General features: G+C 66.0%; 19 protein-coding genes and 1 riboswitch. Of the genes, 15 read left to right on the top strand and 4 right to left on the bottom strand.

The window, feature by feature from the left end:
• The first annotated feature begins 50 nt into the window (after window positions 1-50).
• From AC1D3B_RS26975 to AC1D3B_RS26945, 7 genes are all read left to right on the top strand, one after another.
• Window positions 51-488 (top strand): YchJ family protein, encoded by a 438-nt coding sequence (locus tag AC1D3B_RS26975; RefSeq protein ID WP_478193738.1) that lies wholly within the window; start codon window positions 51-53, stop codon window positions 486-488.
• A 202-nt stretch (window positions 489-690) separates the two neighbouring features.
• Window positions 691-1,509: a DUF3047 domain-containing protein gene (locus tag AC1D3B_RS26970; protein ID WP_478193737.1), complete on the top strand. Its 819-nt coding sequence runs from the start codon at window positions 691-693 to the stop codon at window positions 1,507-1,509.
• 9 nt (window positions 1,510-1,518) lie between these two features.
• Complete coding sequence (locus AC1D3B_RS26965) at window positions 1,519-2,496, top strand: rhodanese-like domain-containing protein (RefSeq protein WP_478193736.1); 978 nt, start codon at window positions 1,519-1,521, stop codon at window positions 2,494-2,496.
• A gap of 27 nt (window positions 2,497-2,523) precedes the next feature.
• Window positions 2,524-2,629: riboswitch (TPP riboswitch) on the top strand.
• 82 nt (window positions 2,630-2,711) lie between these two features.
• On the top strand, window positions 2,712-4,598 hold the full coding sequence (gene thiC, locus AC1D3B_RS26960) for a phosphomethylpyrimidine synthase ThiC (RefSeq protein WP_478193735.1): 1,887 nt from the start codon (window positions 2,712-2,714) through the stop codon (window positions 4,596-4,598).
• 85 nt (window positions 4,599-4,683) lie between these two features.
• The gene (locus AC1D3B_RS26955; protein WP_478193734.1) at window positions 4,684-5,610 is read left to right on the top strand and encodes a glycosyltransferase family 2 protein; all 927 of its coding nucleotides are present in this window, start codon (window positions 4,684-4,686) and stop codon (window positions 5,608-5,610) included.
• Between the two features lie 70 nt (window positions 5,611-5,680).
• The gene (locus AC1D3B_RS26950; protein WP_478193733.1) at window positions 5,681-6,373 is read left to right on the top strand and encodes an HAD family hydrolase; all 693 of its coding nucleotides are present in this window, start codon (window positions 5,681-5,683) and stop codon (window positions 6,371-6,373) included.
• A gap of 10 nt (window positions 6,374-6,383) precedes the next feature.
• Window positions 6,384-7,763 (top strand): patatin-like phospholipase family protein, encoded by a 1,380-nt coding sequence (locus tag AC1D3B_RS26945; RefSeq protein ID WP_478193732.1) that lies wholly within the window; start codon window positions 6,384-6,386, stop codon window positions 7,761-7,763.
• Between the two features lie 3 nt (window positions 7,764-7,766).
• Here AC1D3B_RS26945 and AC1D3B_RS26940 read toward each other — a convergent pair whose 3' ends face one another.
• Window positions 7,767-7,967: a hypothetical protein gene (locus AC1D3B_RS26940; protein ID WP_478193731.1), complete on the bottom strand. Its 201-nt coding sequence runs from the start codon at window positions 7,965-7,967 to the stop codon at window positions 7,767-7,769.
• 63 nt (window positions 7,968-8,030) lie between these two features.
• Window positions 8,031-9,083, bottom strand: coding sequence for an AraC family transcriptional regulator (locus AC1D3B_RS26935; RefSeq protein WP_478193787.1), 1,053 nt, complete (start codon window positions 9,081-9,083; stop codon window positions 8,031-8,033).
• Window positions 9,084-9,210: 127 nt separating this feature from the next.
• On the opposite strand from AC1D3B_RS26935, the gene AC1D3B_RS26930 reads away from it, so the two are divergent.
• The 7 genes from AC1D3B_RS26930 to AC1D3B_RS26900 all read left to right on the top strand — a co-directional run bounded on the left by AC1D3B_RS26930 (window position 9,211) and on the right by AC1D3B_RS26900 (window position 17,920).
• The gene (locus tag AC1D3B_RS26930) at window positions 9,211-10,383 is read left to right on the top strand and encodes an isovaleryl-CoA dehydrogenase (protein ID WP_478193730.1); all 1,173 of its coding nucleotides are present in this window, start codon (window positions 9,211-9,213) and stop codon (window positions 10,381-10,383) included.
• 40 nt (window positions 10,384-10,423) lie between these two features.
• The gene (locus tag AC1D3B_RS26925; protein WP_478193729.1) at window positions 10,424-12,127 is read left to right on the top strand and encodes an AMP-binding protein; all 1,704 of its coding nucleotides are present in this window, start codon (window positions 10,424-10,426) and stop codon (window positions 12,125-12,127) included.
• A gap of 85 nt (window positions 12,128-12,212) precedes the next feature.
• Window positions 12,213-13,823, top strand: a complete 1,611-nt coding sequence (locus tag AC1D3B_RS26920) for a carboxyl transferase domain-containing protein (protein WP_478193728.1) — start codon at window positions 12,213-12,215, stop codon at window positions 13,821-13,823.
• A 10-nt stretch (window positions 13,824-13,833) separates the two neighbouring features.
• On the top strand, window positions 13,834-14,343 hold the full coding sequence (locus AC1D3B_RS26915; RefSeq protein ID WP_478193727.1) for a DinB family protein: 510 nt from the start codon (window positions 13,834-13,836) through the stop codon (window positions 14,341-14,343).
• Window positions 14,344-14,348: 5 nt separating this feature from the next.
• The gene (locus tag AC1D3B_RS26910; protein WP_478193786.1) at window positions 14,349-15,137 is read left to right on the top strand and encodes an enoyl-CoA hydratase/isomerase family protein; all 789 of its coding nucleotides are present in this window, start codon (window positions 14,349-14,351) and stop codon (window positions 15,135-15,137) included.
• A 124-nt stretch (window positions 15,138-15,261) separates the two neighbouring features.
• Complete coding sequence (locus AC1D3B_RS26905; protein ID WP_478193726.1) at window positions 15,262-15,933, top strand: DUF4126 domain-containing protein; 672 nt, start codon at window positions 15,262-15,264, stop codon at window positions 15,931-15,933.
• Window positions 15,926-17,920, top strand: coding sequence for an acetyl/propionyl/methylcrotonyl-CoA carboxylase subunit alpha (locus AC1D3B_RS26900; protein WP_478193725.1), 1,995 nt, complete (start codon window positions 15,926-15,928; stop codon window positions 17,918-17,920). The genes AC1D3B_RS26905 and AC1D3B_RS26900 overlap by 8 nt, the downstream gene beginning before the upstream one ends.
• Window positions 17,921-17,924: 4 nt before the next feature.
• On the opposite strand, the gene AC1D3B_RS26895 is transcribed toward AC1D3B_RS26900, so the two are convergent.
• Complete coding sequence (locus AC1D3B_RS26895; RefSeq protein ID WP_478193724.1) at window positions 17,925-19,382, bottom strand: NCS1 family nucleobase:cation symporter-1; 1,458 nt, start codon at window positions 19,380-19,382, stop codon at window positions 17,925-17,927.
• Between the two features lie 102 nt (window positions 19,383-19,484).
• Between AC1D3B_RS26895 and AC1D3B_RS26890 the strand changes: the two genes are divergently transcribed.
• The gene (locus tag AC1D3B_RS26890; RefSeq protein ID WP_478193723.1) at window positions 19,485-20,414 is read left to right on the top strand and encodes a 2-hydroxyacid dehydrogenase; all 930 of its coding nucleotides are present in this window, start codon (window positions 19,485-19,487) and stop codon (window positions 20,412-20,414) included.
• A gap of 16 nt (window positions 20,415-20,430) precedes the next feature.
• Here AC1D3B_RS26890 and AC1D3B_RS26885 read toward each other — a convergent pair whose 3' ends face one another.
• Window positions 20,431-21,144, bottom strand: a complete 714-nt coding sequence (locus AC1D3B_RS26885; RefSeq protein WP_478193722.1) for a Crp/Fnr family transcriptional regulator — start codon at window positions 21,142-21,144, stop codon at window positions 20,431-20,433.
• Between the last annotated feature and the right edge of the window lie 60 nt (window positions 21,145-21,204).

The following is a 21,204-nucleotide window of genomic DNA, read 5'->3' as shown; positions in this document are numbered from 1 at the left end:
TGTGCGAGGGTCTGCACAATACGCACTGGATTCCTTGCCAATACCCCTTCATGTCCGCATCTTCTGCCAGCCCCGCCCGTGTTCCCTGTCCCTGCGGGCGCCGCGACCGCCGTGAGTTGCCGCTGGCCTATGCCCAGTGCTGCGGGCGCTATGTGGACGATTTCGAGAACACGCCCGCAACGGACGCCGAATCGCTCATGCGCTCGCGCTACACCGCCTTCGTGCTGGAGAGGGCCGATTACCTGTTGGCGACCTGGCACGCGTCCACGCGCCCCGCCGAACTGGACTTCGAACCTGGCGTGAAGTGGCTGGGGCTCGACGTGCGTTCCCGGTCGGTGCTCGACGCCGACCATGCGGAGGTCGAATTCGTCGCCCGGCAGCGCAGCAGCGCCGGCGTGGCCACCCGGCTGCACGAGCGCAGCCGCTTCGTCCGGGAGGAGAGCGGGCTCCTCCATCGGTGGTACTACGTGGACGGCGACCCGCACTGATCGATCGGGTGAACAGGCCGGCACTGGCGTCGCGCCTGCGGAAGGTGCTATCGATTGCGTAGCGCCGGGCGATTGTGCGCGGGCGGGAGACAGAGCGATTCCCTTTGGGGTATTTATCTTGTGGCGCGCCTGGATCACACTGCGTGTCGGAGGACGCACCGCGCCCGTTTCCAAACCGACAGCCAATAGAAGGGGACCAGCCATGGACGACACGAGATTCCGTTGTGGACAGGGACTGGGCTCGCTCGCCGCGGCGGCGTTCCCCTTGGCGACCGCACTGCTCTGCATGGCTGCCCCGGCCGCGTACGCGGACAGCGTGTTGACGCCGTTCTCGACCGCGCCGGGCCCGCAGGCGCCCGCGCCGTGGCGCTTCTCGACCCTGCCCAACAAGGCGCCGACGAAGTTCGAGATCACCCAACTCGATGGCCAGAAGGTCCTCAAGGTCGATGCCGACAAGTCCTACGGCAACCTGGTCCATCCCACCCGGATTCAGCTCGACGACGAAGCCACACTCTCCTGGCGCTGGAAGGTCGAGGAATTCGTGGAAGGTGCCAATCTGCGCACCAAGGGCGGCGACGACGGCGCGGCCAAGGTCTGCGTCTTCTTCGACTTCCCTGCCGATCGGTTGTCGGTGGGCGAGCGCGCCAAGCTCGCGCTGGCGAAAAGCTCCACCGGTGAATCGGTGCCAACCCAAACCCTCTGCTACGTCTGGGACGTCAAGGAAAGCAAGGGCAGCGAATTCGACAACGCCTTCACCAAGCGCATACGCATGGACGTGATCGAATCGGGTGCGACCGACAAGTCCGGCGGCTGGCTGACCGAGAAGCGCAAACTGGTGACCGACTACAAGCGAGCCTTCGGCGCCGAGGCCGGAGATACGCTGCCGGACGTGGTGGGGATTGCGATCCAGGCCGATGCGGACAACACCAAGGCGCACGGCGTCTCCTATTTTTCCGATATCGACCTGAGTGGCGCCGTCGCTTCAGCGCCTGCCCCGGCCGCACCGAAACCTGCGCAATAGCATCCCACCATGAACGAATTCGTCTCGCTCCTCGCCAGCCAGGGGTCGCTGCTGGTCTTCCTCGTGACGCTGGCGACGCGCCTTGGCGCGCCGGTGCCGGCCGTGCCTTTCGTGATCGTGGCGGGTGGGCTGACGGTAGGCGGGGAACTGTCCCTGACGAGCGTTGTGGCGGCGGCGGTGATCGGCAACATCATCGGCGACGGCGTGTGGTTCCTGGCCGGACGGCGCTGGGGCTATCGGGTGATGCGGCTGCTGTGCCGGATTTCGTTGTCGACCGACACCTGCGTGAAGCGCAGCGAATCGATCCTCGGGCGCTGGGGCGGGATGTCGCTGATCGCGGCCAAGTTCGTGCCGGGCGTGTCGGTGGTGGCGCCGCCGATGGCCGGCGCGCTGGGCATGTCGAATCTTCGCTTCCTGTCCTACGAGATCGTGGCCGCGCTCATCTGGACACTGGGCTTCCTGCTTGTCGGGCGCATTTTCCACGCCGCGATCCAGGACGTGCTGACGGTGATTTCCGATATCGGCCTGACTGCCCTGGTCCTGTTCGCAGTGCTGCTCGCCGGGTTCATCCTCTGGCGCTATCGGCAACGGCGCATGGCGCAGCGTGCCGACGACATCGAGCTGATGGAAGTCCGGATGTTGCGCGAAGCCATCGCCGCCGGCGCGAGCCCCACTGTGATCGACGTGCGTTCGGACGAAGCGCGCGCGCTGGACGAGCGGGTGATCCCCGGCGCCATCGGCATCGCGTTGGGTCATCTGCCGAAGCGGCTCGGCAGCTTCTCCGATGGGCGCGAGCTCGTCGTGTTCTGCGACTGCCCGAACGACGAGTCCGCCATCGCGGCCGCGCGCGTGCTGATGGCAGCGGGCCTGCCGCGGGTGCGCGTGCTGGCCGGCGGCCTCGACGCCTGGGCCGCGGCGGTGGCGGCTGAGTCCGATGCCGAAGAGTTGCAGGCAGTCCCGACCATGGTTGCCGCCCGCGCGACTTGATCCTTTCGTCGAACGAGGCCTAGAATCGACCCCGCTCCGGGGTGCACGCAGATGTGTGCTGAGATGGCCAAGCGGCCGAACCCGCGAACTTGATCTGGTTCATACCAGCGTAAGAAGAGCTGCGACTCCAAGGTGATGTTCCGTCCTCGACAGGGCATCACCCTCCACTGGAGCGATTGCGGAGCACCCTTAGTCCCTCATCAGGAGTGCCCCGCATGAATGCCATCGACAAGTTCGCGTCCCTGCTCACGCTCACGCGTGAACCCTTTCCCGCCTCCACCAAGAACGCCATCGCCGGCAGCAGGCCCGACCTGCGCGTGCCGGTGCGCGAGGTGTCGCTCACCAACGGCGAGTGCGTATCGCTCTACGACACCTCCGGGCCGTACACCGATCCCGCCGCCGACATCGACGTCCGGCGCGGCCTGCCCGGCGTGCGCGACGCATGGATTGCCGAGCGCGGCGACACCGAAAGCTATGAAGGCCGCATGCACCTGGCGCTCGACGACGGCGCGACGCACGCCGATCGCGACGCGCAACGCATCGCCGAATTGCGCGCGGGCGCGGCCGCACTGCAGCGCACACCCCGCCGCGCCAGGTCCGGCGCCAACGTGACGCAGATGCACTACGCACGCCGCGGCATCGTCACGCCCGAGATGGAGTACGTCGCCCTGCGCGAGAACGGCCGCCGCGAATGGATGGCCGAATACCTCGCCGACGAAGCGCGCGAAAAGCGGCTCGCCGGCAACCCGATGGGCGCGCGGATTCCGAAGATCATCACGCCCGAATTCGTGCGCGATGAGGTGGCGCGTGGCCGCGCCATCATCCCGGCCAACATCAACCACCCCGAAGTAGAGCCGATGGCGATCGGCCGCAACTTCAAGGTCAAGATCAATGCCAACATCGGCAACTCGGCTGTCACCTCCAGCATCGAGGAAGAGGTCGAGAAGCTCGTGTGGGCCATCCGATGGGGAGCGGACAACGTGATGGACCTCTCCACGGGCCGGAACATCCACACCACGCGCGACTGGATCGTGCGCAACAGCCCGGTACCGATCGGCACGGTACCGATCTACCAGGCGCTGGAGAAGGTCGGCGGCGTCGCCGAAGACCTCACCTGGGAGATCTACCGCGACACGCTCATCGAGCAGGCGGAACAGGGCGTCGACTACTTCACCATCCATGCGGGCCTGCGGCTGCCCTTCATCCACCTCACGGCGGACCGCCGCACCGGCATCGTCTCGCGCGGCGGATCGATCATGGCCAAGTGGTGCATCTCGCATCACAAGGAGAGCTTCCTCTACACGCACTTCGAGGACATCTGCGACATCATGAAGGCCTACGACGTGAGCTTCTCGCTCGGCGACGGCCTGCGCCCGGGATGCGCATCCGATGCCAACGACGAGGCCCAGTTCGCCGAACTGCGCACGCTCGGCGAACTCACGAAGATCGCGTGGAAGCACGACGTGCAGACCATGATCGAAGGCCCGGGCCACGTGCCGATGCACCTCATCCAGGCCAACATGGACGAGCAGCTCAAGCACTGCCACGAGGCGCCGTTCTACACGCTGGGCCCGCTGACCATCGACATCGCGCCGGGCTACGACCACATCGCCAGCGCCATCGGCGCCGCGATGATCGGCTGGGCCGGCACGGCGATGCTGTGCTACGTCACGCCCAAGGAGCACCTGGGCCTGCCGGACCGCGACGACGTGAAGCAGGGGATCATCGCGTACAAGATCGCCGCGCACGCAGCCGACGTGGCCAAGGGCCATCCCGGCGCACGCGCCCGCGACGACGCGCTCTCCAAGGCCCGCTTCGAGTTCCGCTGGCAGGACCAGTTCAATCTGGGCCTCGATCCCGACACCGCGCGCGAATTCCACGACGAGACACTGCCCAAGGACAGCAGCAAGGTCGCGCACTTCTGTTCCATGTGCGGGCCGAAGTTCTGCTCGATGAAGATTACGCAGGAGGTGCGCGAGTACGCCGCGCAGCGCGGGCTGGACGAGACCGCGGCGGTGCAGGACGGCATGGCGGGCAAATCGGCGGAGTTCCAGGCGATGGGGGGAAGTATCTATATTCCCGTGAGATCGGTCTCGGAATGATGTGCTGAAGGGGCGGCGCGCCTCGAAGTGGCGCGCCCCTTCGTATCATCCGCGGCCCCGTGAGTCCACCGCCAGAGGATCGTCCATGCCTTGCGTTTCAGTCGTCATGCCCACCTACAACGCGGCGTCTTTCGTCAGAGAAACCATCGACTCCGTTCTGGCGCAGAATTTCCGCGACTTCGAATTTCTCATTGTCGATGACGCCTCCAAAGATGAGACGGTCAATGTGGTGGGTTCGTATTCGGACCCGCGCATCCGCCTATTGCAACAGCCGGTGAATTCGGGGACAGCAGCGGCAGTCAATCTCGGCTATGAGGCTGCGCAAGGCGAGTACATCGCTCATATCGACCATGACGACATCGCCCTGAAAGATCGGCTGCAAGCTCAGCTCGGGTTCCTGAGAAAGAATCCGAAGATCATGATCCTTGGCGGGGGCATGCAAGCCTTTGGCGCCGCTGAAGCAACAATATCGATGCCTCCGGACGACGCCACGATCAAGGCCAACCTTCTGTCCGGAACTTCCAATATCAACAATCCCACGGTCATGATGCGCAGCGCGTTGATCAAGGAAGCGGGTTTGCGCTTGGATCCTGCCTTGAGCTGGGCGTGTGATTGGAATTTCTGGGTGGAGGCCATGCTGCGAAGGGTCAAGTTCGCCAACCTACCCCGGGTCGTTCTGCGATACCGGGTCCACCAAGGTCAGCAATCCAAGAATATGTCTGACATGCGCCCTCAGTTTGCAATCGTCAGACGAAAGATCATGGCCAAGTTCTTCCCCGTCCTGACCGTTTCCGAGGTCGGGGTGCTCGAACCCTTGCTGCAATGGATCCAGCCGCCTGGTATTCAGTTGCAACAACTTGAGGCCGGCTTGGCGCTAATTCCCAAAGCCATGGCCTGCAAAGCATCCGATTGCGGCGAGGGCAATCTGCAGGTCAAAGGTTACTTGCAGGCTTGTCAAAGGCGTTGGCAAGAAGCGATTGCCAGGATGAAGGGGCCCGCGCCAACGGCGTAGGAGTTCGAGGAGAGCAATCCGGCTTTGTGAGGCGATCCGTTGCAATCGGGTTCGTTGATACGATCGCCCCATGAAAGCCTTCCCCTTCGACGCCGTCCTCTTCGACTGCGACGGCGTCCTGGTCGACTCCGAACCCATCACCAACCGTGTGCTCGCGGAGATGCTCGGCGAACTCGGCTGGAAGCTCAGCGTCGAGGAGTCGATGCGGCTGTTCGTCGGCAAGGCGGTCAAGGACGAGGTCGCACTGATTGAATCGAAGACCGGCTTCGTGATCACCGACGAGTGGCTCGAAGGTTTTCGGGGTCGTCGCAACGAAGCCCTCGAGCGCGACCTGCTGGCGATTCCCAATGCTGCGCAGGCTGTGCGCGCGCTGCACGCTGCGCTGGACGGCCGCATCGCCTGTGCATCGGGCGCCGATCGGATCAAGGTCGAGTTGCAGCTCGACAAGATCGGCATCCTCGATTGCTTCGAGGGCCGCATCTTCAGCGGCCACGAGACGCCGCGCTCGAAGCCGGCGCCCGATGTGTACCTGGCCGCAGCCGCGGCGCTGGGTGTCGACCCCGCCCGCTGCGCAGTGGTGGAAGACACCGCCACCGGCGCCACGGCCGGCGTCGCGGCGGGTGCGACCGTCTTCGGTTACAGCCCTTCCGACCTGGGCCATAGCGGGCCCGCCGCCCTGCGTGCCGTCGGCGTTGTCCAGATCTTCACCGACATGGCGCAGTTGCCGGCCTTGCTGGCCGAATGGCGCCCCGCGTTCGCCTGAGCCCATCGACATGCGAGGCCTCCGCGCAGCCTGTGGCCTCCTGATCGCGGCCTGCGTCGCGGGCTGTTCGTCGCTGCGGCCCTGGCTCAACGATCCGCTGCCCGAAAACCCCGCTCCGCGCGCCTCCATCGTCGCCACAGCGGGCCGCGACCCGACCATCCTCGTCGCCGTCACGCTGTCCGGCGGCGGTGCGCGTGCGGCGGCCTTCGGATATGGCGTGCTGGCCGAACTGCACCGCACCCAATTCGAGTGGAACGGTCGCCATACCGACCTGCTCGAGGCCACCGACGTCATCAGCGGTGTGTCGGGCGGCAGCATCCTCGCGGCCTACTATGCCGCTTTCGGCGCCGCCAAGCTGCCGGACTTCGAACGAGACTTCCTGCGTCAGAACTTCCAGAACAGCCTGATCCTGCAGGCGTTGCGGCCCCGGAGCCTGCACGACCTCACCTCGCCCTGGTACGGCCGCACGCATTTGCTGGCGCGCCGTCTCGACGAGATCTACGAGGGCAAGACCTACGCCGATGTGGAGCGCAACCCGCGGCATCCGCAGCTCGTGATCGCCGCGACCGACATGTCGCTGGGTACGCCCTTCGAGTTCACGGCAGACCAGTTCGAACTCATCTGCTCGGACTTGCAGACGGTCCCGCTGTCTTTCGCCGTGGCGGCGTCGTCCGCGGTGCCGGTGCTGCTGAGCCCGATGACGCTGAAGAACTATGCCCAGGAGTGCCGCGACCGCGGCATCGTGCCAAGGCTGACCGTGCGCGCCCAGGGCAACTACCGCGCGCGCATGTTCCGCATGCAGGCCAACAGCTACCTCGATGCACAGGCCCGTCCCTTCATCCATCTCGTGGACGGCGGCGTCGCGGACAACCTGGCGGTTCGCCGATTGCTCGATCGTGCCCTTTTCGGCGGCGGGTTGCGGGAGAGTTTCGAGGAGGTCGGGATCCCGCGCGGCAGCGTTCGCAAGCTGGTCCTGATCAGTGTCAACTCCGCACGCGACCCGTCGAACAATGTCGACACGAGCGACAGGTTGCCGCGCGTCAGGGAGGTGGCCGATACGCTGCTCTTCGGCGCGGGCGCGCGCTCGACGCTGGAAACGCAGGAATTCCTGCTCGATACCGCCCGCCAGTGGCGGGAGGACCTGAAGAACCGCAATTCGGAAGGCGCCGATGCCTTCGCGTCCGAGGCGGAGATTCACGTGGTGCAGGTCAACCTGCGCGATGCCGCCGATGGCGAATTGCGGCTCAGGCTGCTTCAGGTGCCGACGGCGTTCTCGATCACCGACGAGGAAGTCACCCGGTTGATCGCCGCGGGGCGCAGCGCACTGCAACGCTCGCCCGAATTCCAAGCGTTGCGGAATTCACTGGGCGCCCACGAGCGCCGGGATTGAGCTTCAGGGGTTGCCGCGGACGGCCGCCTTGGCCATGGCAGCCAGCGATTGGGTCATCGCCTTGGCGCGGCCCGACCACATCTGGGAGACCAGCTTGTCGGCGTTCTCGTTCACGAACGGGTGGCTGCGGACGCGCCCTGAAGTGGCGATGAAGTCCATGAGGGCGGCGAACTCGGAGGTGTCGGTGTCGGGAACTTGCTGCATCCGGCGATCCTAGGGCGCTCCGAGGGCACTCCAGGGCTCGATGCGCACCAGGACGTGTTTTTTTCACGGATTGAGGGTCCAGTCTGTAACAGGCTGCTCGCCACGCCGGAAAGCGCCCGGTGTCACCCCCGCCCAACTCCGGAAGGCCCGGGAGAAGCTTTTCTCGTTGCGGAAGCCCACCGCCAGTGCCACTTGCTTGATCGGTCGGTCGGTGCGGCGCAACTGGTCGGCGGCCCACTCATGCCGCACTTCGTCCTTCAGCGCCTGCAGGGAGATGCCTTCTTCCTGCAACTGCCGGTGCAGCGTGCGGCTGGACACGTTCAGGTATCCGGCGAGGGCGTCGGCCGTGGCGACCTCGCCGCTGCGGGCGCGCAGCAGCTCCCGAACGCGCTGGCCCAGGAGCCGGTCGCGACGGTACTGGAGTACGGTGAGCGGAAGCGCGCGGCGCAGCATCGTCCGGAGCGCGCGCTCGTCACGCTGGAGTGGTAGCGCCAGGTAGCGCTCGTCGAAGCTGTAGCTGGCCTTCGCGGCACCGAAGTGAAGCTCGCCGCCGAACATCAGCGGATAGGCGTCGCGGTGCGGGGGCGCTTCGAACGGAAACGACGCCGCGCTCAACGAAACCCGCGAATCGATCGCCCAGCAGGCGTAGCCGTGCAGGAAGCGCAGGCTCGAGACCAGGCAGAACTCGCGAAAGACCCCCAGCGCGCGATGCTCGGTGATCGAGACGGTGGCGATGCCGCCCGCCACCGACAGGTCGAGCGTGATGTCTTCCGTCATCAGCCGGTGATGCCTGCACCATCTCTTGATCGCCACGCCCAGGTCCGGCGAGCTCAGCGAGGCGCGGCACAGCATCCCGTAGGTGCCCCAGGGGAGGCGCCGACCGAACCAGCCGAGCGCCTCGTCGTCGAGCTCCTGCATCGCAAAGCCCGACAGCGCCTCGAACTGTGCCGCCGTGACGCGGGCCTGCGGATTTTCGAGTTCATGCGGCGCGATCTGTGCCTCCGCCAGCGCCCCGGAAGGGTCGATGCCGTAGCGTTCATAACCCCGGACAATAGCTTGCACAAAGGCCATCGGCGTGGCAGCACGGCTGCTGTGCCGGAGCGGGGACGACGACATGACAGGGCGGAAGATGGTGGCGGGATTTGCAACCATTGTGGCGCCAATTGCAACGGCACACAGCGTAAGCTGCGGTTTTCCGCGCGCAGATTCCCGGCGCGGCCGACCCCGACAGAGGAGACAACCCATGCACGATCCCGGCCTGAACTTCGACCTGGGCGACACCATCGATTCGCTGCGCGACGCGATCCAGACCTTCGCGACCGAGGAAATCGCACCGCGCGCTGCGGACATCGACCGCGACAACCTGTTCCCCCACGACCTCTGGAAGAAGCTCGGCGACCTCGGCCTTCACGGCATGACGGTGAAAGAGGAATACGGCGGCACCGAACTCGGCTACCTCGCGCACATCGTCGCGATGGAGGAAGTCTCGCGGGCCTCGGCCTCGGTCGGCCTCTCGTACGGCGCGCATTCCAACCTCTGCGTCAACCAGATCCACCGCAACGGCAGCGAGGCGCAGAAGAAGAAGTACTTGCCCGGGCTGGTCAGCGGCGAGCACGTCGGCGCGCTGGCGATGAGCGAGCCCAATGCCGGCTCCGACGTCGTCAGCATGAAGCTGCGTGCCGAGAAGAAGGGCGATCGCTACGTGCTCAACGGCGGCAAGATGTGGATCACCAACGGCGGGGACGCCGACACGCTGGTGATCTACGCCAAGACCGAGCCCGAGATGGGCGCCCGCGGCATGACGGCCTTCATCGTCGAGAAGGGCTTCAAGGGCTTCTCCGCCGGCACCAAGCTGGACAAGCTGGGCATGCGCGGTTCCAACACCTTCCCGCTGTTCTTCGACAACTGCGAAGTGCCTGAAGAGAACGTTCTCGGTGGCGAGGGCCAGGGTGCGAAGGTGCTGATGAGCGGCCTCGACTACGAGCGCGCCGTGCTCTCCGGTGGACCGCTGGGCATCATGGCCGCCTGCATGGATGCGGTGCTGCCCTTCGTGCACGAGCGCAAGCAGTTCGGCCAGAGCATCGGCGAGTTCCAACTGATGCAGGGCAAGCTGGCCGACATGTATTCGACCTGGCAGGCGACGCGCGCCTATGTGTACGCCGTCGGCAAGGCCTGCGACCGCAACGACCACGCGCGCACCTTCCGCAAGGACGCGGCGGGCGCGATTCTTTACTCGGCCGAGAAGGCGACGTGGATGGCTGGCGAAGCGATCCAGGCGCTGGGCGGGGTGGGCTACACCAAGGACTTCCCGGTCGAGCGACTCTGGCGCGACGCGAAGCTCTATGAAATCGGTGCAGGCACCAGCGAAATCCGTCGCATGCTCATCGGTCGCGAACTGTTTGCCGAGACGGCATAGCATGGACGGGACGGCAGAAGGCGCAAGACAAGGAGACGACGTGCCACTGACGGAAAGCATCGCAAAAGGCGCCACCGACGTGCCGCTGATCGAACAGACCATCGGCGACTTCTTCGATGACATGGCTGCGCGGCAGGGCGATCACGAAGCCTTGGTCAGCGCGCATGAGGGCAAGCGCTTCAGCTACCTCGAACTCCAGCGCGAAGCCAACCGGCTCGCCAGCGCCCTGCTGGGGCTCGGCCTTTCGCCGGGCGACCGCGTCGGCATCTGGTCGCACAACAACGCCCCCTGGGTGCTGATGCAACTCGCCACGGCGAAGGTCGGCATCATCCTGGTCAACATCAATCCGGCCTACCGCACCTCGGAGCTCGAATACGCGCTCAACAAGGTGGCGTGCAAGGCGCTGGTCACGATGAAGAGCTTCAAGACCAGCGACTACGTCGGCATGCTGCGCGAACTGGCGCCCGAACTGGCGGATGCGAAGCCCGGTGCCCTCCAGGCCGCGCGTCTGCCGAACCTGCGCACCGTGGCGTGGATCGACACGCCGGTCGACACCGGCGAACTGCCGGGCCTGTTGCGCTTCTCGGCCCTGCTCGACAGCGGCACGGCCGAAGACCCGCAGGTCGCCGCCATTGCCAAGACGCTGAAAGCGACCGACCCGATCAACATCCAGTTCACCAGCGGCACCACCGGCTTCCCGAAGGGCGCGACGCTGACGCATCGCAACATCCTCAACAACGGCTTCTTCATCGGCGAGTGCATGAAGCTCTCGCCGGTCGATCGCCTGTGCATCCCCGTGCCGCTCTACCACTGCTTCGGCATGGTGCTGGGCAACCTTGCGTGCATGACGCACGGCGCGACCATCGTCTACCCCAACGACGGCTTCGACCCGCTCACGGTGATGCGGACGGTGCAGGCGGAGAAGTGCACGGGCCTCCATGGCGTGCCGACGATGTTCATCGCCGAGCTCGACCATCCGCGCTTCAGTGAGTTCGATTTCTCGACGCTGCGCACCGGCATCATGGCCGGCTCGCCATGCCCGACCGAAGTCATGAAGCGCGTGGTCGACCAGATGCACCTGCGCGAAATCACCATCGCCTACGGCATGACCGAGACCAGCCCCGTGAGCTGCCAGAGCTCGACCGACACGCCGCTCGACAAGCGCGTGTCGACCGTAGGCACGGTGCAGCCGCACCTCGAGATCAAGATCATCGATCCGGTGACCGGCGAGATCGTCGCGCCGGGCGTTTCGGGCGAGTTCTGCACGCGCGGCTATTCGGTGATGCACGGCTACTGGGAAGACGAAGAGAAGACCCGCGAGGCCATCGACAGCGAAGGCTGGATGCACACCGGTGACCTCGCGACGATGGACACCGAGGGCTACGTCAACATCGTTGGACGGATCAAGGACCTCGTCATTCGCGGTGGCGAAAACATCTATCCGCGCGAAATCGAGGAATTCCTCTATCGCCATCCCAAGGTGCAGGACGTGCAGGTCGTCGGCCTGCCCGACAAGAAGTACGGCGAGGAGCTGTGCGCATGGATCATTCCAAAGCCGGGGCATACCGTCACCGCCGACGAGATCCGCGATTTCTGCAAGGGCCAGATCGCGCACTACAAGGTGCCCAGGTACATCGAGTTCGTCACCGCCTTCCCGATGACCGTCACGGGCAAGATTCAGAAATTCAGGATTCGCGAAGCGATGAAACACCAGCTTGGTCTGGATGAGGACAAGACAGCATGATGAGCGCAGCGCAGAACCGCTTCAAGCAAGCTCGCGCCCCCTCGGGGGGCAGCGAGGACACGACAGTGCCGAGCGTGGGGGCTCAATGAAACTCGAGACCAAGCTCAACGCCCGTTCGGCCGAATTCCAGGCCAACGCGACCGCCATGCGTGCACTGGTCGACGACCTGCACGCGCAGTTCGCCAAGGTCGAGGCCGGCGGCGGCGAGGCGGCGCGCAGCAAGCACACCGCGCGCGGCAAGCTCCTTCCGCGTGATCGCGTCGCGCAATTGCTGGACCCGGGCACGCCCTTCCTCGAAGTGGCACCGCTCGCCGCCCACGCGATGTACCACGGCGCCGCGCCCGGCGCGGGCCTGATCGCCGGCATCGGACGGGTCAGCGGCGTCGACTGCATGATCGTCTGCAACGACGCGACGGTGAAGGGCGGGACCTACTACCCGATGACCGTCAAGAAGCACTTGCGTGCACAGGAGATCGCCGAGCAGAACCGCCTGCCCTGCATCTACCTCGTCGACTCGGGCGGCGCCAACCTGCCGAACCAGGACGAGGTCTTCCCCGATCGCGACCACTTCGGGCGCATCTTCTACAACCAGGCCAACATGAGCGCGCAGGGCATCGCGCAGATCGCCGTGGTGATGGGCTCCTGCACGGCCGGCGGCGCCTACGTGCCCGCGATGAGCGACGAAAGCATCATCGTCAAGAACCAGGGCACCATCTTCCTGGGCGGCCCGCCGCTCGTGAAGGCCGCCACGGGCGAAGTCGTGACGGCCGAGGACCTGGGCGGAGGCGACGTGCACACACGGTTGTCGGGCGTGGCCGACCACCTGGCGCAGAACGACCTGCACGCACTGGCGCTGGCGCGATCGGCGGTCGCCAACCTGAACGCGCGCAATGGCTCCGCAGCCGAGACGCCGTCGAGCGCACCACGAACACCCGAATTCCCCGCCGACGAACTCTACGGCGTGATCCCCGTCGACACGCGCAAGCCCTTCGACGTGCGCGAGATCATCGCGCGCATCGTCGACGGCAGCGAGTTCCATGAGTTCAAGTCGCGCTTCGGCAGCACGCTGGTCTGCGGCTTCGCCGAGATCGAGGGCATGCCGGTCGGCATCGTCGCGAACAACGGCATCCTGTTCTCCGAATCGGCGCAGAAGGGCGCGCACTTCATCGAACTGTGCTGCCAGCGCAAGATCCCGCTGGTGTTCCTGCAGAACATCACCGGCTTCATGGTCGGCCGCAAGTACGAGAACGAAGGCATCGCGCGCCATGGCGCCAAGATGGTGACGGCCGTGGCGACGGCCAATGTGCCGAAGTTCACCATCATCATCGGGGGCAGCTTCGGCGCGGGCAACTACGGCATGTGCGGCCGCGCCTATTCGCCGCGCTTCCTCTGGATGTGGCCCAACGCGCGCATCAGCGTGATGGGCGGCGAGCAGGCCGCGAGCGTGCTCGCGACGGTCAAGCGCGACGGCATAGAAGGCAAGGGCGGCCAGTGGAGCGCCGAGGAGGAGGAAGCCTTCAAGTCACCGATCCGCCAGCAGTACGAGGTGCAGGGCCACCCCTATTACGCGACGGCGCGGCTGTGGGACGACGGCATCATCGACCCTGCCGACACGCGCCGCGTGCTGGCGCTGGGTCTGGCCGCGTCGCGCAATGCGCCGATTCCCGAGCCGAAATTCGGCATCTTCCGCATGTGAGGGCCGGACCATGTCGCTCACCAACTACTTCGCCAGCCTGGGCCGCTACCACGTATGGGCCACCAACCGGCTCATCGATGCGAACCTCGCGGGCCTGTCCGACGAGGACTGGAACAAGGACTGCGGTCTGTACTTCCGGTCCGTGCACCGTACCGTCAATCACCTGCTGGTGACCGACAACATCTGGTTCGCGCGCTTCGCGGAGGGCAAATCCTTGCGCATGTCGCTCGACACCGAATTGCACACGGACCGCGCCGAGGTGTGCAACGCGCTCGCCGCGGCCGTCAAGCGCTGGAGCCCGTGGCTCGAGACCCTGGCGCCGGAACGTTACGACGGTGACTTGGCCTACACCCGCAACAACGGCGAGAAGGTGCTGATTCCCTTCGCGCCTGCGCTCGGCCATGTCTTCAACCATGCGACCCACCATCGCGGGCAGGTGGCTGCCGCATTGACGGCCATGGCCCATCCAGGGCCCGAGCTCGACTGGGTCTATCTCCTTCAACAGGAATCACGGGAATGACGCCAATGAGCGACTTCACCACTCTCGAACTTGCGATCGAAGGCGCCGTGGCGCGCATCTGGCTCAACCGGCCCGAATTGCGCAATGCCTTCGACGACGTCGTCATCCGCGAACTCGGCGAGGCCTTTGCGCAGGCGAGCGCCGCGGCCGAAGTGCGCGTGATCGTGCTCGGCGCGAACGGCCCGGCGTTCTGCGCGGGCGCCAATCTCAACTGGATGCGTCGCGCGGCCGATTTCACGCACGAGCAGAACCTCGCCGACGCGGGCGGCCTCGCCGCGATGCTGCGCACGATCCATGAAAGCCCGAAGCCGGTGATCGCACGCGTGCAGGGCGATGTCTATGCGGGCGGCATGGGCCTCGTCGCCGCCTGCGACATCGCGGTGAGCGTCGACACCGCCTGGTATTGCCTCAGCGAAGTCAAGATCGGCCTGATCCCCGCGACCATCAGCCCTTACGTGTTGCGTGCGATGGGCACGCGCGCCGCGCAGCGCTGGTTCCTGACCGCGGAGCGATTCACCGCGACCGAGGCGCATCGCATCGGCTTCGTGCATGAAGTGGTGGGCGCGGACGCGCTCGATGCCAAGGTCGCGGAGATCGTGAAGGCGCTCACCAGCGCCAGCCCGGCGGCCGTGCGTGCCTGCAAGACGCTGATCGCGGACGTTGCCGGTCGCGAGATCGACGATGCCCTGGTGGCGAAGACCGTGCAAGGCATCGCCGATATCCGCGCCAGTGAGGAAGGACGCGAAGGCGTCCAGTCCTTCCTGCAGAAGCGCAAGCCCAGTTGGATAAGGTGACGAAGGTGGCGAACGGTTGGCCAGTACCAGAAAGCCCGCGGAACCGGCTTTGCCGGGCCGCCGGGATTGCCCCCTGGAAGGGGGTGTCCAAGCCACACGAAGTGGGCGAGGCTGGGGGTGAGCGTTGAGCAGCCTTGACATGCCCCAACTGCTGGCGCTGGCGGCCGCGTTGGGCTGGGCGAGTGGTGTCCGGCTCTACCTGGTTGTCCTGCTCACCGGCCTTGCCGGCTACTTCGGCTGGGTGCCGCTGCCGAGCGGCTTGCACCTGCTTGCGCACCCCGTCGTCATTGCGGCCAGCGGCTTCATGGTCTTCGTCGAGTTTTTCGCGGACAAGATCCCGGGGCTCGATTCGATCTGGGACATGGTCCATACGGCGATCCGCATCCCCGCCGGGGCTGCGCTCGCGGCCGGTGTGTTCGGCGCCGACCACGCGGCGATGGCACTGGTCGCAGCATTGCTCGGCGGCGGTTTCGCGGCGACTGCGCATGCGGCCAAGGCCACGACCCGCGCGGCGATCAACACCTCGCCGGAGCCTTTCAGCAACGTCGGCGCCTCGCTGATCGAGGACGGCATGGTGCCTGCCGGTCTGTGGCTGGCGGTTGCGCATCCGCTGGTGTTCGGCGTGTTCTTCATCGCGGTGCTGGTGCTGAGCGTGTGGCTGATCCGCAAGAGCTGGCGCTTCCTCAAATCCCTTTTTGGCCGCGTGGCCCGCATCTTCAGCGGCCGGCCCGATCCTGGCGTGGTCTCCGCGTTCCAGCTCAAGAAGAACTCTCCTGGAGACTCATCGAATGTTTAAGAAGATCCTGATCGCGAACCGTGGCGAGATCGCCTGCCGGGTGGCGGCGACCGCTCGTCGCATGGCGATCCGCACGGTGGCCGTGTACTCCGACGCCGATGCGCATGCCAACCATGTGCGCGCCTGCGACGAATCGGTCTACCTCGGCGGCAGCGCGCCCAAGGACAGCTACCTGCGCTGGGAGAAGATCCTCGAAGCGGCCAAGGCCAAGGGCGCCGAGGCCGTCCATCCCGGCTATGGCTTTCTCAGCGAGAACGAGGAGTTCGCACAGGCCTGCGCCGACGCCGGCCTGGTCTTCATCGGCCCGCCGCCTTCGGCCATCAAGGCGATGGGCCTGAAGGCCGAGTCCAAGCAGTTGATGGAGAAGGCCGGCGTGCCGCTGGTGCCGGGCTACCACGGCAGCGACCAGGACCCTGCGTTGCTGCAACGCGAGGCCGACCGCATCGGCTATCCGGTGCTCATCAAGGCCAGCGCGGGTGGGGGCGGCAAGGGCATGCGCGTCGTCGAGAAGGCGGCCGACTTCGCGGCAGCGCTCGCCTCCTGCCAGCGCGAGGCGATCAACAGCTTCGGCGACGATGCGGTGCTGATCGAGAAGTACGTGCAGCGCCCGCGCCACATCGAGATCCAGGTCTTCGGCGATACGCAGGGCAACTACGTCTACCTGTTCGAGCGTGACTGCTCGGTGCAGCGTCGGCACCAGAAGGTGCTGGAGGAGGCACCGGCGCCCGGCATGACCGAGGCGATGCGCCAAGAGATGGGCGAGGCGGCAGTCTCGGCGGCGCGCGCCGTGAAGTACGTCGGCGCGGGCACGGTGGAGTTCATCGTCGAGCAGCGGGCCGACGGAAGCATGAACTTTTTCTTCATGGAGATGAACACGCGGCTGCAGGTCGAGCATCCGGTGACCGAAGCCATCACCGGGCTCGATCTCGTCGAATGGCAACTGCGCGTGGCCTCGGGCGAAGCGCTGCCGTTGAAACAGGAGCAATTGCAGATCCACGGCCATGCGATCGAGGCACGCATTTGCGCCGAGAACCCCGACAACAACTTCCTGCCCGCGACCGGCACCCTGCACGTCTACCGCAAGCCGCAAGCGACCGCGTTCCAGCGCAGCCGCGTGCGCATCGACGATGGTGTGCGCGAGGGCGGCGTGATCTCGCCCTTCTACGACTCGATGATCGCCAAGCTGATCGTCCACGGAGCGACGCGCGAGGAAGCGCTGGCCCGGCTCGACCTGGCGCTGGCGCAGACGCACATCGTCGGCGTCGCGACCAACGTGCAGTTCCTGCGCGGCATCCTGCGCACGGATTCGTTCGCGAATGCAAAGCTCGACACCGCGCTCATCGAACGCGAGCGCGCGGTTCTGTTCGACCAGGAGCCGCTGGGCCTGCCGCTCGCCGCTGCCGCCTCGATCGCATGCACGCTGCTTGCGGAAACGGCGACGTCCAGCGCCGACCCGTTCAGCCGCCGCGATGGCTGGCAGTCGCACGGCGTCGCGGCGCGGCCCTTCGAGTTCGAGTTCCGTGGCGAGACGAAGCGTGCGGCGCTGCGCTATCTGCACGACGGTGCGCTGTCGCTGCAGGTCGGCGACGTGTCGGGGCCGCTGGAGATCGGAAGCTTCCCGTCGGGCGAGCTCGAAGTGCAGTTCGGCGGCCAGCGTCACACGCTCAACGTCTACGAAGACGAGGCGACCGCCTATGTCTTCGGCGCGCAAGGCGCCACGAAGATCACCGCCATCGATCGCCTCGCCCATGCGGGCGACACGCAGGCAGAGGGCGGCCGCCTCACTGCACCGATGCCCGGCAAGGTCGTGTCCTTCGCGGTCAAGGCCGGCGACAAGGTCAGCCGCGGCCAGCCGCTGGCCGTGATGGAGGCGATGAAGATGGAGCACACGATCGCGGCGCCGGCCGACGGCACGGTCGAGGAATTGCTCTATGCGCCGGGCGACCAGGTCACCGAAGGCGCTGAGCTGCTGCGTATCGCGGCCTGAGCCTTCAGGCCCGCGCCGCCACCGTGGCGGCGCGCGGCCGCAGCATCGCCATCACGTAGTAGATGCTGCCGCCGATCAGCACGCCGAAGAACCAGCCGTAGGTGTTCCACCAGACCGGCAGCAGATTGGTGAAGTTCGGCAGGAAGGTCGAGAACACGCTGCCCACCGCGGTGGCGATCAGCGCATTCGTGTTCCATCCGCCTTCGTAGCGGTACTCGCCATGCTCCTGGTAGAGCGCCGCCACGTTGATGTTGCCCCGCGCCACGAGGTAGTAGTCCACCAGGATGATGCCCAGCAGCGGCCCCATGGTCGCGCCGATGGCGTTCACGAAATGGGCGGCGTTGCCTTCCCATGGCGCGAACGGATAGAGCACCAGCGCGATCGCCGCCGCGATGAAGCCGCCCTTCTTGAAGCTGATCCGGCGCGGGAAGGTGTTGGAGATGTCAAACGCGGCCGAGACGAAATTGGCCACGACGTTGATGCCGAGCGTCGCCACGGCAAAGGTCATCGCGGCAATCAGCGCCAGCACCCAGCTGTCGAACTTGGCGGAGATCTGTTCAGGATGCAGCAGGACTTCGCCATACACCTTGAAGGCCGCGATGGTGGTGACGCCGGCAACCAGCGAGAAGGCGATCAGGTTCACCGGCAGGCCCCACAGGTTGCCTACGCGCACCGCGTCCTTGTTCTTCGCGTAGCGCGAGAAGTCGCAGAAGTTCAGGTACAGGGCCGCGAAGTACGTGATCCAGGTGGCGCCGACCGCCATCAGCGCCCAGAAGGAGCCGGGCTCGCCAGAGACGCCCGCGTCCTTGGTCTTGTCGAGCAGCACTTCCATCGGGATGCCATGCCCGAAGGACAAACCGCCGGCCTTGACGCACAGGCCAACGGCCAGGATCAGCATCGCCACCCACACTGCCGGACCTGCCCAGTCCTGGAACCTCCGCACGGTTTCCATCCCCTTCTGGATGATGAGCAACTGGAGCGCCCAGATCACCACATAGCAGGCCAGTTCCAGTCCGGAGTGGCCCAGCAGATGCGTGCCCTTGTGGAACTCCATCATGCTGTCGTTGCGGATCAACAGGGCGAGCACCGCGCCCGAGGCCGCGGCCGTCTGCGCGCCGTACCAGAAGCAGGCCACGATCGCGCGCACCAGGGCTGCGAGATTGGCGCCCCATACGCCGAACGAGGCACGCGCCAGCACCGGGTACGGCACGCCGGTCTTTTCGCCGGCATAGCCGATCAGGTTCATCAACGCGAAGATCACCAGCGAGCTCAGGCCGATCGCGATCAGGAAGTTGACGAAGCTGCCGCACAGCAGGAACAGGCTGGCCGCAAGATAGTAGCCCCAGAGGCTGTGCACGTCCGAGGTCCAGACGTTGAAGATGCTGAATGCGCCCCAGTTTCGCGCTTTCGCAGGCGCGAGGTCTTCGTTGTAGAGGCCGGGCGAAGGGTTCTTGATCTCCATGATTGCCTCCTGGACGAGTCGATGATCCGTTTTGGACGCATTTCATGGATTGGGGTCCTAGGGTCTTCCCGGATGCCCGCCGGCAGGTTCTAAGATCCGTTCATGCGAATCATCGTCAGCCTCACCGACAACCGTCCCGAACCATGGATCGCGAGCCTTCGTGCCGCCTTGCCTGAAGCCGAAGTCGAAAACTGGGAGCCGGGCGCCGCGCCGGCCGACCATGCCGTGGTCTGGGCGCCGCCGCAGGCGCTGCTGGACGAGCAGCCCGGGCTGCGCGGCATGTTCAACATCGGCGCCGGCGTCGACGCGCTGCTCAAGCTCAACGTACCGCCGCAGACCCAGGTCGTGCGGCTCGACGATGCCGGCATGTCGGTGCAGATGGCCGAGTACGTCTGTCACTTCCTGATCCGGCACTACCGCGAGTTCGATGCCTATGAGGCCGAGTCCCGCGAGGGCCGCTGGAGCTATCGCAAGCCGCGCGAGCGCGAGGACTTCACGGTCGGCGTCATGGGGCTCGGCGTGCTGGGCGAGCGCGTGGCGAAGGCGATCGGTCAGTTCGAGTTCCCGGTCAACGGCTGGAGCCGGTCGGCCAAGGCCATCGAAGGCGTGCGCTGCTTCTCGGGTGAGTCGGCGTTCGACGCCTTCCTCGGCGCGAGCCGGGTGCTCGTGAACCTGCTGCCTCTGACGCCGGCCACCCGCGGCATCCTGAACCGCGACACGCTCTCGAAGCTCAATGGCGGCCAGCCGGGCGGCTACCTGATCAACGTGGCGCGCGGCGCACATCTCGTGGATACCGACCTGATCCCGCTGCTCGACGGCGGCCAGCTGGCCGGCGCCACGCTCGATGTGTTCGAGGTCGAGCCGCTGCCGGCCGATCATCCGTTCTGGCGCCATCCGAAGATCACTGTCACGCCGCATGGGTCGGCGCGCACCGAGCGCGAGGCGTCGATCGCGCAGATTGCCAGCAAGATCCGCGCGATGGAGCAGGGCGAGCCGATCGCCGGCGTCGTCGACGTCACGCGCGGATACTGAAAGGCCGCGGGCGCGCTCAGCTGGCGTGAGTGATCGTGCGCAGCTGCGTCTGAGCGATCTGGTCCTCCAGCCGCTGCCGGTCGGCCAGCAGCCGGCCGGCGACCAGCGTCACCACCTCGAAGCCGAATGCCGGGTTCTGGTAGTAGAGCTGCTTGAAGGTCATCTCGTCGATGCGCAGCACGTTGCAGTCCGTCGCGCAGCGGGCGGTCAGCGAGCGGGACTTGTCGGGGGCGAAGAAAGCGATCTCGCCGAACAGGCGACCCTCTTCCATCACTTCGCCGATCTCCACGAACTCGATGCGGCCGGCAGCAAGGAAGTACAGATGCGTTGCGGCATCCCCCTTGCGGAACAGCACATGCCCGGCCTTCAGGCGTTGACTGCGCATGTAGGGCCGAAGCCAGACGCCCGACAGGTCGCTCGCCGCCGCCGCGGCGCTCACCCGGCGAGTCAGCCGCACCATCTGTGCCGTACGGACAATGTTGATCGGCAACAGCGCCCCGTGCAGCAGCACCATCAGCAGCGAAGGGTGCAAGGCGCCGTAGACCAGGAAGCCCAGGTTGCTGCCCACGGCCAGGCAGCGCAGCGGAATCATCGTCTTGACCAGGGAGCTGACGACCACCAGCGCTCCCGCGATCCCGGCCGAGCACAGTGCGATGATCCCCGAAGGCGTGGCGAGCGCTTGCGCAAGGCCCGCGTTGGCGGTGTCGATCAGTGCTTGCGTTGACAGCATTCCTGCTCCTGTTGGCGGCCCGGCGTGAAGGCCTGATGCAATGTGCCACAGCCGTGTGTC

The organism is Variovorax sp. P5_A3 (assembly GCF_056400665.1).
The sequence above is the reverse complement of the archived record's forward strand: the minus strand, read 5'-3'. Positions and strand labels throughout refer to the sequence as shown.

What these genes read in the sequence shown, in the direction of transcription:
- AC1D3B_RS26975 (WP_478193738.1), top strand. Translation starts at nt 51, where the DNA reads ATGTCCGCATCTTCTGCCAGCCCCGCCCGTGTTCCCTGTCCCTGCGGG.
- AC1D3B_RS26970 (WP_478193737.1), top strand. Translation starts at nt 691, where the DNA reads ATGGACGACACGAGATTCCGTTGTGGACAGGGACTGGGCTCGCTCGCC.
- AC1D3B_RS26965 (WP_478193736.1), top strand. Translation starts at nt 1,519, where the DNA reads ATGAACGAATTCGTCTCGCTCCTCGCCAGCCAGGGGTCGCTGCTGGTC.
- thiC (WP_478193735.1), top strand. Translation starts at nt 2,712, where the DNA reads ATGAATGCCATCGACAAGTTCGCGTCCCTGCTCACGCTCACGCGTGAA.
- AC1D3B_RS26955 (WP_478193734.1), top strand. Translation starts at nt 4,684, where the DNA reads ATGCCTTGCGTTTCAGTCGTCATGCCCACCTACAACGCGGCGTCTTTC.
- AC1D3B_RS26950 (WP_478193733.1), top strand. Translation starts at nt 5,681, where the DNA reads ATGAAAGCCTTCCCCTTCGACGCCGTCCTCTTCGACTGCGACGGCGTC.
- AC1D3B_RS26945 (WP_478193732.1), top strand. Translation starts at nt 6,384, where the DNA reads ATGCGAGGCCTCCGCGCAGCCTGTGGCCTCCTGATCGCGGCCTGCGTC.
- AC1D3B_RS26940 (WP_478193731.1), bottom strand. Translation starts at nt 7,967, where the DNA reads ATGCAGCAAGTTCCCGACACCGACACCTCCGAGTTCGCCGCCCTCATG.
- AC1D3B_RS26935 (WP_478193787.1), bottom strand. Translation starts at nt 9,083, where the DNA reads ATGTCGTCGTCCCCGCTCCGGCACAGCAGCCGTGCTGCCACGCCGATG.
- AC1D3B_RS26930 (WP_478193730.1), top strand. Translation starts at nt 9,211, where the DNA reads ATGCACGATCCCGGCCTGAACTTCGACCTGGGCGACACCATCGATTCG.
- AC1D3B_RS26920 (WP_478193728.1), top strand. Translation starts at nt 12,213, where the DNA reads ATGAAACTCGAGACCAAGCTCAACGCCCGTTCGGCCGAATTCCAGGCC.
- AC1D3B_RS26915 (WP_478193727.1), top strand. Translation starts at nt 13,834, where the DNA reads ATGTCGCTCACCAACTACTTCGCCAGCCTGGGCCGCTACCACGTATGG.
- AC1D3B_RS26910 (WP_478193786.1), top strand. Translation starts at nt 14,349, where the DNA reads ATGAGCGACTTCACCACTCTCGAACTTGCGATCGAAGGCGCCGTGGCG.
- AC1D3B_RS26900 (WP_478193725.1), top strand. Translation starts at nt 15,926, where the DNA reads ATGTTTAAGAAGATCCTGATCGCGAACCGTGGCGAGATCGCCTGCCGG.
- AC1D3B_RS26895 (WP_478193724.1), bottom strand. Translation starts at nt 19,382, where the DNA reads ATGGAGATCAAGAACCCTTCGCCCGGCCTCTACAACGAAGACCTCGCG.
- AC1D3B_RS26890 (WP_478193723.1), top strand. Translation starts at nt 19,485, where the DNA reads ATGCGAATCATCGTCAGCCTCACCGACAACCGTCCCGAACCATGGATC.
- AC1D3B_RS26885 (WP_478193722.1), bottom strand. Translation starts at nt 21,144, where the DNA reads ATGCTGTCAACGCAAGCACTGATCGACACCGCCAACGCGGGCCTTGCG.